The following is an 11,957-nucleotide window of genomic DNA, read 5'->3' on the forward strand; positions in this document are numbered from 1 at the left end:
AGGGGCACCGGGAAAACCAGTGCCCCCGCAAGGTCAGCGGGATCGCTGCCGGCGTTCCGGATCGAGTGACGCTGGCGCTGTTCCCAGCGGTCCCCGACGATCGACGACCCGGATGTTGCGCGCTTTCGCCTCGATCACGAGGCGTTCGGTGACGCCGTTGCCCTGAAAGGCGATCACGAACCTCGGCTTGAGCGAAAGCATTTGCTCGTTGCGCCGGAACCCCGCCCGATCGCCGAGCTTGCGATCCAGGCCGAACCGCACCTGCTGGATGCCGTTCTGCTCGGCCCAGGATGCCGCGAGCCGCTCGATTCCCTTCATGTCGCCGCCATGGACAAGGTACATATCGCCGACATGGACGCGCACCTTGTTCAGGGTGCCGAGCAGATTATCGGCGAACGTCTTCATATCGGCATCGTTGGGGAAGGTCAGGCGACCACCCGCGAACACCACCGGCGTACCCTGCGCCGTGTTTGCGGTGAGCGCCCGCTCGCGTCGCGCCCGCAGGAAGGCATGCCCATCGACGATCCCGGCGGTGACGCCCAGCGAGATGCGATTGCCAGACGATGGCACCCATGACCGGCCAGTCTCGCGGATATAGTGCGCGGCGGCGACATCGCGCATGATCTCGAACGAGCCAGCAGATTCCTCGACCTTCTTGGCAAGATCGATCTTCTCCTCGAGATTGGCCGTGCTGATCTCGGAGCCGTCCTGTTCGGCGAGGAGCAGGCGGATGTCGTCGGTCAACCGGTCGACCAGCCCGTGCTTCTTGGCGGCGGCACGATGGAAAAGGTTCACCAGACCCCACCCCAGATCTTCGATGTCACGCTCGAGCGACGTGTTTCCCATCGTCGTGAAGAGATCGCTCCAGATTGCGGTGACGGTCTGCTCCAGGGCCTCGACGGGCGGCGGTGCCATGCCGGTCAATTCTTCGGCGCGGGGTTCGAGGTGCCCTAGCTCCAGTGCCGCGAGCGCGGCTGCAAGCGATGTGGACATGATAGCGAGCCTTTCTGTCTGTGCCGGCGGCCTCTCCGCCGGATGCGCATCCTCTGGGCGCCCGCAAAAGAGGCGCTGGCACCGAGGCGCAGCCGAGGGGAACTCGCGAACAAGGGGTGGTGCGGGCAGCCGTGGTACACGGCAACTCGGCCCGCCGGTCGCGGGTTGCCAGCGCCTCGCGGGCGCCCATATGCCGCATCCTCTGGCGGGGAGGTGTCGGGACAGGCCGGCTCTTGCCCAGTCCTCATGCGCTGCCGTCCGCCCGGAACGGGGGTATCTCCAAGTCCGCAGCAGCGAAATGCGCCAGCACCGCCGCGTAGCTTCCGAGGCCGCGCACCGTCTCGACCGACATCAGGATCTCGTCGTCGTCAGATGCTGTGAAGCTCCGTGCATCCGTGCCATCGAAAACGAGGCGCTCGGGACCGAACGACCCTGACGCGCCGCCCGCCCAGCGGGCAAAGATGAGGCCATGATCGATGCAGAATGTCTCGATCGCGTCGAACCGGCCCCAGGCGACCTCAAGGCCAACCAGATAGAGGGACACTCAAGAGGACTCTCCTCTCAAAGATTGGGCCGTCGGTTTGTTTGGCGTACTGAAGGGGCAAGAAGCCCCGCGCGCGGGTACGCGCGGGGCCGGGCTTCACCCGGGTGAGCGGTGTGGGTTATGCCGGGTGGCACGGAATATCGATCCCGTGCGACAGAAAGCAGACATAGCAGACGCCCCCGCCTGCTATGTCCCTCGCGAGCTATGGCAAATCCGGCTCACCGCCCATTGGTGGGCCGCACCTGAAGAGGCGGCACCTTGTCGGTGCCGCCTCAGTCGTCTCGAACCTGGAAAGGTCCAATGTCTCGGACGCTGCCTCACCTCTGGGGTGAGCGGGCGTCAGGCGGCCTCGCGGATGCGCTCGGTCTCGGGGCGTTCGCCGGCATCGATCGGAATGCCGGTAGCGCGGAGGAGGAAGCCGGCGGCATCTTCGGCACGCGCCGCAGCGGTCATCAGCGCGCGGCTGTCACCCTTCAGGATATCGAGCCAGTAGCCGATATAGGCGGCGTGATCGTCGAGATGGTCGGTCGGCAATCCGAGATCCGCGCCGAGCAGCGCGGCCGTCATCTCGGCCACCAGCTCCTCAAACGCATACGCCGCATCGCCAAACCGCTTGCCGAAGGTTCTGTCCAACCGATCCGGGTGACCCGTCCAATGGCCGGCTTCATGGACAAGGGTGGCACCCCACTGAGCGCGCGACGAAAATTGCGTGAGTGGCGGCATCGTGATGCGGTCGGCGATCTTGTCGTAATAGGCTTGGTCGCCACAGTGGCGGATCTTGGCGGGGAGCGCGTCGAAGAAGCGCATCGCCTGGTCCGACAGCTGATCCGCCGGCATCACCAGCTCGACGGGGCTTGGATAGTAATGCGCCGGCAGCCCATCGATCTGGTCGGCCGAGAAAACGGCGTAGCTGCGCAAGACACGGCGTTGCTCGTCGGTTGTATCACCCGGACGCGCGGCCGATTCCACGGTCTTGGTGTAGCTTTTGTAGAAGATTGCGAATTGCGACCGCTCGCCCTCGCGAACCTGCCCGCCAAGCAGCTGGGCCTGGCGGTAGGTCATCCAGTAGCGCGAACTATATCCGCAATTCTCAGACGCCAGCCAAAGCCAGAACGTGTTCATGCCCCGATAAGGCTCGCCGGTCGCGCGCAGCGGTCGACCGCCCGACGCATTGGGGCGCCATGGTTTGACCCAGGGGCGGACGCCTTGAGCGAGCTTTTCGATAATCGTTTGGGTGATGACGTCCGCAGGGGAGGGCTTTGCGCGATTGCGGGCCATGACGGTCTCCATCTTTTGAGGGAACCCCCTTCCGAGCGCGCCGGTCGCGGCCCGGTGGGGTCACAAAAGAAGAGGCGACACCTTTCGATGCCGCCCCAGTTTCCTCGAACGATATGGCATTCTGGTGGTCAGGCGGCCTGATCGAGATCCTCGACATCGTCATCGGTGCCATCGGTCACCAATTCGTCGCCACCCAGGGTCTCGTGGTCGGTCAGCAAGTCGCCGTCATCACGATCTTCATCCTCGCTGTCCGTCACGAAGTCGGAACGCAGGCGAAGGGATTCGGGCTTCTCGACGCCATCGAAGCGCATCGCATCGGGCAGCCAGGCGAGGGCCTTTTCCTTGACCTCCGCCTCGACGATGCCGTTGCCCGAGCACAACGAAGCACAGGTCGCAGCTAGTTCGCTCTTCTTGGCGTCCTTGTACCGGCCGCGCAGGATTGGGCCGCCGATATCCTCAAGCGCCTCGAGCATCACATCCTTCTTCACGCGACCGAAGAAGTTCTGTGCCGACGGACGCCACCACCGGGCAACATCGATGTCGAGCATCCGGCCGAGATGGTCATGGAAGCCGTTCTGGCGTCCACCGCCCACGATGTTGAGCGTCGGCTCCAGCGTCTGTGCGACCGCGAACGCAAGCCACGCGGCCCGGGCTTCCTCATCGAGCGCGCGAAACGCGTCGAAGCGTTCCGAGAGCGTCGAGGCACCGGCCCAGCTCGTGTCGAGGGCCTGCTTCTGCTCGTCGATAGTGGCGCTGGCGGCGCTGTCCTCGTCCCGGAAGGTGAAGATCGGGAACGCGGCGGCCGGCGCCTTGAGGGTCGAATGATCGCGGACGTAGCTGTTCGCGAACACGACCTCGATCGCCATCAGGAAGATCGCGAGGTCGAGCGCGAGCGGTTGATCGTTGGCGATGTGGGCCGCCAGTATCTGACGCCGCTGCGTCGCCAGTTCATCGACCAGCGTGGCGCTGAGCCGGACGCCAGCCTCGCCAGTGTCATCGCCATCGTTCTTCCCATCGCCGGGCCGCTGTTCGTCGTCGCCCGATCGGATCGGCTGTTCGCTGAACAGGCGGGCATGAACCCGCACCTCGCCGTCGGTGCCGATATAGACGAAGGTGCCGAGCTGGCTGGCGACCTCCGGATCGACCGCGGCGCGTGCGGCCTGGATCGCGTCGACCTCGCGCTCGATCTCCTCAAGGCGCGTGTAGGCCGCCGTCGCCTCATCGGTCGCGTCGGCGATTTCGCCCTCGAGTTGTTCCTCGATCGTGTCATTTTCCGCAGCCAGAGCCTCGACCAAAGACTGTTCCTCATCGGTCAGCGGCCGCAGGGGAGCGTGATATTGGTGGAGCTGGCGCTCCAGATCGTATGGCACGCTGGTGCCGAGAACCGGCGTCACGAAGGCGAGGCCCTGCGTTTTGGCAATGTCCGCCGCAGCATCCTCGAGCTTCTTGGCCGTGAGGGTATCGATGATGTCGATATCCACCCAGCTTTCCTCGGCTTCGGAGCCGAAAAGGTCATTCTCGACCCGACCACCGGCTTCGAGATAGACGTCGCGTCCGATGAAGCGCGCCTTTGCGTCGGTTGCCTTGACGCTCCCATTGAGCAGCGCACGACGGATGTTGTCGGGATTGCTGCCATAATAGGCGTTCTTCATCGTCTCGAAGATGCGCGCCTGGCGCTCGGTATCTGGCGTCACCGCGTAGGCCTGGGCGACGCCGAGCGTGATCTCGCCCGCAGCCAGGGCCTGAAACACCGCCGGAGCAAGCTCGGCGAGGCGGACCCGCTGTTCGACGAAGCGCATGGTGACACCGAAGCGCTTGGCGACGTCCTCGGCATCGGCACCCTTGTCGATGAAATGCTTGAACGCGGTGCATTCGTCCGCCGGGTTCATCGGCACGCGGCCAAAATTTTCCGCCAGGCTAGCTTCACTCGAGACGCCCTCGTCATCGAGCACTAGCACATGAACCTCGTGGTTGGCCGGCAGGACATCGGTCGCGATCAGGTGCTGGAGCGCGCGCAGCCGCCGGCCGCCCGCCTTGACCGAGAAGTGACCGGGCTTCTTCAGCGGGGTCACGACGAGATTCTGCAGCAGGCCGTGCGCAGCGATGTTCGCCGCGAACGATTCGATATCAACGTCGCGGTTGCTCTTGCGGACATTGTCCTTCGACAGCGACAGGTTCTTCACTTTGACAGACTGGATCATGGGATTTCTCCACGAAGAGGCGAACGCCAGCTTTTCTCGCGCCCGGAACCTGCTCATCAGGCCCACAAAGGCGAAGCCTCCTCCCCTCTGGAATCTGGCTGGAATGTGAGGATGGGACCGCGCGCAGCGCGGGGACCGGCGATCGAAGGTCAGTCCACCAGGGCGTCGGCGAGCGCGCGGTAGTCGGGATGGACGCCGTCGCGCGTTGCGATCGCGGCAAGGTCGAGGCGGTCGTCGCGAAATCGGATGGCGATACGGGTCACGACCGCGGCTGCGCCTCGATGATAGGGCAGGAGCCAGATGACACGACGCGCGCGCAGAGCGGTGCGGATCCCTTCGATCCGCTCGGCAAGACGGGGATCATCGGGGATGTTCGATCCAAGCGAGACGATGGCCGTATCATAGGCTTTCGCGATCGGCGGCCACGCAGCGACCGTCGCGGCGCTGACGCCTTCACGCGCCGCGACGTCGCAGGTCACACCATAGCGCGCGCGAACAGCCGCAGCGGCCCCGACGTCGATGCTGTCGCCGAGGAACAGGCAGGAAAAGGCGGCAGCGATCATCATGCTCGCGCCGGGATCCCCCGTGGCGTGAGACGACGGAGGATGATCGCTACCGCCCCGCTCATGCCCGCACCGCCGCGATCACGGCTTCCGCGCGGGCCTGCGGTATGAACAAGCGGGTCTTGTAGGCGATGATTTCGGAGAAGCAGCCGAGCGCCTTCAACTCGGAGAGCCGGTTTGCCGGCCAATCGAGCAGCTCAAGACGCTGTTCGCCGGCGACGAGGCTCCGTTTGATCCGATATGGACCAACCGCCTCGACCGATCCGGTGCCAAGCACATGGCGGACAAGATCGCTGGGCATGATATCCACCGCGCCCTCGACACCGAAGCCCGCCGCGATCTTGGGAACGACCGGTGCCGGCACAAGGCGGCCGAGCAACGACTGACCATCCTCGGTCGTCAGGCGCCAGACCTGGACGTGGTCGTCGGGCAATTTGCCCCAGACCGGCAACAGCAGCCCCGTGACGAGATAGATCGTCTCGGTGCGCGTGCGATGGCGCATCTCCTCGACCTCGGCATCCCAAAGCTGCGCGAACTCGCTTGCCTCGGCATCCTCCCACAATGTTTCGAGGAACAAGTCCTCGCGGTGACGTTCGGTGCGGGTGGGCCTCACCAGCTCGAACCGTTTCACAGGCCGGCCCTCCTCGTCCGTAAGGGAATGGGTCGGACTGCAGATGGCGGCTTTGCCCGAGCGGCGGTTGACGACGCGCCGGCTCGCGCCGTCATTGCAAAGCCATTCGATCCGATCACGCCCGACTGGCCGATAGCGCTGCTCGGTTTCGAGCCGCAGGATCTCCGTGACCGCGCCGGTGACGGGGTCTCGGCGGATCGTCGTCCGGTCAAGGATCGTGATGCGCTCGGCATTGATGGTCTCGACCCCCAGATCGAGCGTACCGGCTTCCCGGGCCGCCTCGATCCGCGCCTCGATGAGGCCGAGATATTCGTCGAAGATTGAATTCTGAAGTGCGATCCGCAACGCGAGGATCCGATTCAACCATCGCTGGATCGGCGGCAACTCCTCGACCAGGCCGCCGCCCTCACCCTCGAGATTGAGACCTGTCAGGGCCTGGAAGTCGGCGAAACCGATCGAGGCGAGTTTCCCGGCGAATAGCAGCCGGAACCAGGTCACGAGCGATTCTTTGGCGAAGTCCGATTCGAGATTGTCGCGGGGATCGAAGAGACCTTGACCGCCGGTCTGGCGTTGGCCGCGGGTCAGCGCGCCGAGGCTGTCGAGGCGGCGTGCAATCGTGGAGATGAAACGCCGCTCGCCACGGCAATCGGTCGATACGGGCCGGAAAAGCGGCGCCACGGCCTGATGGGTTCGATGCGTCCGCCCTAGCCCTTGAATGGCAGCATCGGCGCGCCAGCCCGGCTCGAGGAGATAATGGATTCGCCGCGACTGGTTCTCTGCGTCCAGGCTCGCATGATAGCTTCGCCCTGTACCTCCAGCATCCGAGAAGATCAGGATGCGCTTGGCACCGCGCATGAAGGTATCGGTTTCAGCAAGATTGGTACGCGGAGAGCGGCTTTCGATGCGCTGCCCGCCACGGCCGTCATCGACGACCCTGCGCGATCGTCCCGTGACCTCGGCCACGCTGTCGGTGCCGAAATGTCCGATGATGTGGTCGAGCGCGGAACCGACCACTGGCAGCGCGCCCAGCTCTTCGAGCAGCGCGTCGCGCATTTTGATCGCCTCAAGACAGTGAACGGGCCGGCCGTCTTCGTCGATCATCGGTTCGGACCGGATATTGCCGCCGTCATCAGTGAACGTACGCATCTGGCGCGTCGGGAACGCCGCGTTCAAATAATCCATGACGAACTCCCGAGGCGAGAGCTCGATATCGAGATTGGCGCGCGCTTCGGCGTCGAGCCCGGCCAGCGTTCGATCGAGCATGGCTTCCGACGTCGACACGAGCTGGATGACCACGCAGTCGCCGCGTTCCAGATCAGCCCGGACTGCTGGGATGAGCGAGGGCAGTTTCATCGATATAAGCACCTGGGCGAAGAACCGCTGCTTGGTCGATTCGAAGATCGAGATTGCTGCCGCCTTGGCCCCGCCATTGTAGGTGGATTTGCTGAAGCTGTCGGTGATCCTGGTCGCGTCGAGCGCGGCCTGTAGATTGCGGTGGATGATACCCCAAGCATCGGCATAGGCGTCATAGATCGCGACTTGTTCCGGTGTCAGCCGATGTTCGAGGACGTCATATTCGACGCCGGCGAAGCTCAGCGCCCGAGCCGCGTAGAGCCCCTGCGCCTTGAGATCGCGGGCGATCAGTTCCATTGCGGCGATACCGCCCCGGCGCAGGCTTTCGACGAAATCCCGCCGATCGGCGAAGGCGGTACTCGGCCCCCAGAGTTCGAGGCGCGTGGCATATGCCAGATTGTTGACGTCGGACGCGCCTGTTGCCGAGACATAGAGGATCCGGGCACGCGGAAGGAGGTTCTGGAGACGGACCCCGGCGATCCCCTGTTCCGAACCCTTCGAAGTGCCGAACCGACCCTCGCCGCCTGCGACGCCGGCCATCTCATGGGCCTCGTCGAACACAATCATGCCCTCGAAATCGTCGCCCACCCAGTCCAGGATCTGCCGCAGCCGCGTGCCGCGATCACCCCGGTTCGAACGCAGCGTCGCGTAAGTGAGGAACAGGATGCCCTCCGATGCCGCGATCGGCGTGCCCAGCTTCCATTGATTGAGATGCTGAATGTCGAGCGAGAGGCCGCCGACGGCTGTCCAGTCGCGGCGGGCATCCTCCAGCAAGGTCTCCGTTTTGGATATCCAGATGTGCTTGCGGCGCCCCCGCAGCCATTGGTCGAGCACGATCGCGCCGACCTGACGGCCTTTGCCGGCGCCGGTGCCGTCGCCGAGGAAGAAACCCGTCCGAACAGGCCTGCCGGCTTCATCCGGGATGAGGGTCAGCCCTTCGTCTTTGGTCAGGAACCGCCCCGGCAGATCTCGCTCGAACGCGGAGCCGGCATAGATGATCGTCTCGAGCTGGGCATCCGACAATGTCCGGTTGAGCGCGAGCTCGGGCGGGAGAATGGGCGCATAGCCGGGCTTTGGAGCAGCGATCGAACCCATCGCGATCGATTCTACCAACGCCGTCGGATGAGGCTGCGCGGCGTGGATAGAAATGCGGCTCGGACGGTACGGCAGATAGATACCAGACGGCGCCCCGACTGGCGCCGCATCCTCGAAAACCTCGTAGGCGATCGGCTCGGCGCTGGAGGTGGGGGGTGCCGTTTTGACCGGCGCGATATCACCAGACCGGCGCCGGAAGCCGCCGAGCAACGCGGGCCGTGTCTTGAACCGGCTTGGCAATGCTCGCGGCATTTGCGCTTCTGGCGCACAGGCGGCCCGTTCGCAGGCGACCAACGCATCATCCAAAGTTGCGCAGACGATCTTCGCGGCCGCGCCATCGCCGCCTTTGCGCAGCAGCACCATCTGGACGGGTTGCGAAGTTCCGTGCCGCGCATAGGCGGCCGCCGGAAGTTCAAGCTGGGCGAGGATGCCGGCCCCGGCGGTAGCGACGCGCCATTCCGGGGATTGCGTATCGACCCTCGTGGGCAGGATCACCACGCAGCGGCCACCAGGCCGGAGGCGGGTCAGCGATGCCCGGAGGTGCCGCAGGCCCGCCACGCGGTCTGCTCCACGACCATCGCTACGCGAAAATGGAGGATTAAGGAGGATGGCGTCGGGAGAGATTTCGACGGGGAGAAGATCGTCGATCAGTTCCCCGTCGTGACCGAAATGCCGAGCCTCAGGGAACGCCGCCTGGAGCATGTTCCGACGCCAGGGGTCGATCTCGTTCAGGACCAGCGAGGCGCCGGCACGCTGCGCAAACACCGCCAACAGCCCGGTCCCTGCCGATGGTTCCAGGACGGTTTCGCCGGCGCGGATGTTGGCGAGGCGGGCAGCGAGCAAGGCCAGGGAAGCCGGCGTCGAGAATTGCTGAAGCTCGATCTGCTTCTCGCTGCGGACGCTATGAACGGGCAGGCGCGCTGTCATCGCTGCCACCACGGCAAGCTGGGCGGTAAGTGCATCCGGCATCGACGCACGGGCGAGGAACAGCACCTGGCCGAGTTCCAGCACGTCATAAGCGTCGCGGATCGACCATGTGCCGTCGGCCGCGCTCGAACCGTAGGCGCGGGTCATGGCGGCGATCAGGGCTGGTCGCTCGATGCTCACATTGCTTGCGATCACGCGGGCGATCTCGTGCGCTGCGATGATGGCCGGGTCGGAGAAGTCCAGTTCAAGGTCGGCTGATGCGATGGCTGCGGGCATGGGAAGCTCCTCGGTTTTGCCCAATGGTCGTCACCGGGCCACCTCGCCGAAGGCCACCTCTCCTCTCTAACGGGAGTGAACAGAAATCTCGGCCCGGGGGACGGCATTGCGGGCAAGCCGATCGCGTAGCGCGTCGTTCCAATCATCTTGATGAGATGGGAGCCATTCTTCGACCCGGCGCCCATTGCCGGCCAGATGCTCGCCCGCGCGCGCCAGGCAGGCCTTGGCTGCCTTGTTCCGCTGGCCGAACACGATGATACGCCTAACGTGGGATGGGATGCCAACATGGGCGTAGCGCTCGGCACCAAGCACGGCCCACACCGGCAATTGGAACCAGTCGATAGCGGACAGGGCATCTTCGATCCCCTCGGCCAACCCCAGGACATCGTCCGGCTCTCCAAACCGGACGCTGCCGGTTCCGAGCAAGCCCAAAGCCAGCTTCGGCTTGCGGAATGGGCGGTGGAGAATGTCGGTGGGATCGAGAAAAGTGCGGTGGACCGCCACAAGGCCCAGTTCGTTCTTCACGGCAGCAATCATGGCCGGGAGGCTGCGCCGATCCTTTCCCTTGCCGATGATCGTTTGAGAATTGAACCGTAGCTCGGGCGACGGTGTATAAAGACTGCGGGCGTGGAGATAATCCTCAGCCAGTGTCCCATCGACCGGGATGCTGTTCTGCCACAATATCCTGGCGAGACCGCTCAGGTCGCGAGCCGGTGCATGAGGCTCAACGTGGATCGGGGCGCGATCATGCAAACCCTGTCGATCGAGCGCCTTCAGAATATCAATCGACGTACATCCCGCAAAGCATTTGAAGAGGATGGCCTTCGATCCCAGGCGGACCGAAAGGCTTGGCGATCGATCGTCATGTGCCGGGCAACGGCATTCACCCCGCGATCCTGACCAACGTCCGCCGAGACTTTCGACGATCTGTTTTGCGCGGACTGCGGCATCGATGGTTGCGGGCATGGGCGAAGCTCCTCGCGAAATCCAAGTTTCGCTCCGCGCATGCTACCTCTCCTCTCGAACGATCGGTGCGAGGTACGATCGATCTATGCTGCCTTTGAAGCGAGGACGCCGAACTCCTCGACGATGCGATCCGTCGTGTAATGCGTGGTGCCGTCGCGCTCGTAGGAGCTGTCGCGGAGCCGGCCGGAGACCCGGACGAGATCACCGACCTGGGCCTTCTCCTCGATATACTTTCGCTGGCCGTCGCTGAAGATGACGACCCTGTTCCAGTAGCTATCCTCGGTCCACTGATCGCCCTCGCCGCGTCGACGATAGTTGGCGCAGACCGAGACGTTGGTGACTTTGGGTTTGGCGTCGATCTCGCCGATTCGCCCGATGATCTCGAATTTGGCGAAATTGATCATGCTACCTCCTCACTGCAGTGCGCCCGGAGTGATGACGAAGCGGTGATCCAGCTGCTGTCGGTTCGCCGAGCACCTCGATCGTCGGCAGTTTTGCCAAGAGCGCGGTTCCTCGATGCTACCGTGGGATGTAAGTTCTGAGGTATCCCCCCAGACAGGGGGACCAGGCGATCTTGTTCGGCGCCCGAAGGCTCTGCGAATCGGTCTCTGCCCTTCAAGAATCATTCTAAAACAACGCCGCTGCTCGCAGCGGAAGGATTCATGATTCAATAGATTCTAATTCGCGGCCAGATTGTTGTTTAATCACAGCCTGTTATGCCGAACTACCTGACCGCATGGGGGTGTTTGTCTGACCGTTCGGGGGCAGATGCCTGTCCCATTGGGGGGTCTTTCCTGACCAATCGGGGCTTCCCTGACCGCTTGGGGGAAGGAAGGGACACCAGCAAAAGTACGCCAGGTTGGGCGTTGTGAGCGAGGAGATTTGCAGAAAATCGCCGTTCGCGGCGAATGATCTGCGCTGCATTGCGACTCGGCGGAATCCCAGAGGTTTCTGACTTCGCCATGCTTATTCCATCCTGACCGCGTGGGGGCGCGTAAGCCGTCAGTATCCTGACCTGACTTGACGAAGGAGGTCAGGTCAGGCAGCAAATAGGTCCCGAGCCCTGATTCTGATCGTAATATGGCATGGAAGCCGAAGGTAGCGATAGTGCAGTTGTAGTCGATGGCGAG

General features: G+C 63.8%; 8 protein-coding genes. All 8 read right to left on the reverse strand.

Features of this window, described 5'->3' with window-relative positions; translation table 11 throughout:
• Positions 1-33: 33 nt before the first annotated feature.
• The 8 genes from WP12_RS16035 to WP12_RS16070 all read right to left on the reverse strand — a co-directional run bounded on the left by WP12_RS16035 (position 34) and on the right by WP12_RS16070 (position 11,231).
• Positions 34-993, reverse strand: a complete 960-nt coding sequence (locus tag WP12_RS16035) for a DUF2493 domain-containing protein (protein ID WP_046194687.1) — start codon at positions 991-993, stop codon at positions 34-36.
• A gap of 244 nt (positions 994-1,237) precedes the next feature.
• A complete protein-coding gene (locus WP12_RS16040) occupies positions 1,238-1,537 on the reverse strand; it encodes a hypothetical protein (protein WP_052730433.1) in 300 nt (99 codons plus the stop codon).
• A 339-nt stretch (positions 1,538-1,876) separates the two neighbouring features.
• Positions 1,877-2,815: an ArdC family protein gene (locus tag WP12_RS16045; protein ID WP_046194755.1), complete on the reverse strand. Its 939-nt coding sequence runs from the start codon at positions 2,813-2,815 to the stop codon at positions 1,877-1,879.
• 128 nt (positions 2,816-2,943) lie between these two features.
• On the reverse strand, positions 2,944-5,016 hold the full coding sequence (locus WP12_RS16050; protein WP_046194688.1) for a ParB/RepB/Spo0J family partition protein: 2,073 nt from the start codon (positions 5,014-5,016) through the stop codon (positions 2,944-2,946).
• Between the two features lie 149 nt (positions 5,017-5,165).
• A complete protein-coding gene (locus WP12_RS16055) occupies positions 5,166-5,582 on the reverse strand; it encodes a hypothetical protein (protein ID WP_235399169.1) in 417 nt (138 codons plus the stop codon).
• Positions 5,583-5,640: 58 nt separating this feature from the next.
• Complete coding sequence (locus WP12_RS16060; RefSeq protein WP_046194689.1) at positions 5,641-9,861, reverse strand: strawberry notch-like NTP hydrolase domain-containing protein; 4,221 nt, start codon at positions 9,859-9,861, stop codon at positions 5,641-5,643.
• A gap of 66 nt (positions 9,862-9,927) precedes the next feature.
• The gene (locus tag WP12_RS16065) at positions 9,928-10,827 is read right to left on the reverse strand and encodes a DUF7146 domain-containing protein (protein WP_046194690.1); all 900 of its coding nucleotides are present in this window, start codon (positions 10,825-10,827) and stop codon (positions 9,928-9,930) included.
• Positions 10,828-10,910: 83 nt separating this feature from the next.
• The gene (locus tag WP12_RS16070) at positions 10,911-11,231 is read right to left on the reverse strand and encodes a single-stranded DNA-binding protein (protein WP_046194691.1); all 321 of its coding nucleotides are present in this window, start codon (positions 11,229-11,231) and stop codon (positions 10,911-10,913) included.
• Between the last annotated feature and the right edge of the window lie 726 nt (positions 11,232-11,957).

This window comes from Sphingomonas sp. SRS2 (assembly GCF_000971055.1).
Classification (GTDB): domain Bacteria; phylum Pseudomonadota; class Alphaproteobacteria; order Sphingomonadales; family Sphingomonadaceae; genus Rhizorhabdus.

Excerpts from the sequence above, each read along its gene's own strand:
- WP12_RS16035 (WP_046194687.1), bottom strand. The coding sequence starts at position 993 with ATGTCCACATCGCTTGCAGCCGCGCTCGCGGCACTGGAGCTAGGGCAC.
- WP12_RS16060 (WP_046194689.1), bottom strand. The coding sequence starts at position 9,861 with ATGCCCGCAGCCATCGCATCAGCCGACCTTGAACTGGACTTCTCCGAC.
- WP12_RS16065 (WP_046194690.1), bottom strand. The coding sequence starts at position 10,827 with ATGCCCGCAACCATCGATGCCGCAGTCCGCGCAAAACAGATCGTCGAA.
- WP12_RS16050 (WP_046194688.1), bottom strand. The coding sequence starts at position 5,016 with ATGATCCAGTCTGTCAAAGTGAAGAACCTGTCGCTGTCGAAGGACAAT.
- WP12_RS16070 (WP_046194691.1), bottom strand. The coding sequence starts at position 11,231 with ATGATCAATTTCGCCAAATTCGAGATCATCGGGCGAATCGGCGAGATC.
- WP12_RS16055 (WP_235399169.1), bottom strand. The coding sequence starts at position 5,582 with ATGATGATCGCTGCCGCCTTTTCCTGCCTGTTCCTCGGCGACAGCATC.
- WP12_RS16045 (WP_046194755.1), bottom strand. The coding sequence starts at position 2,815 with ATGGCCCGCAATCGCGCAAAGCCCTCCCCTGCGGACGTCATCACCCAA.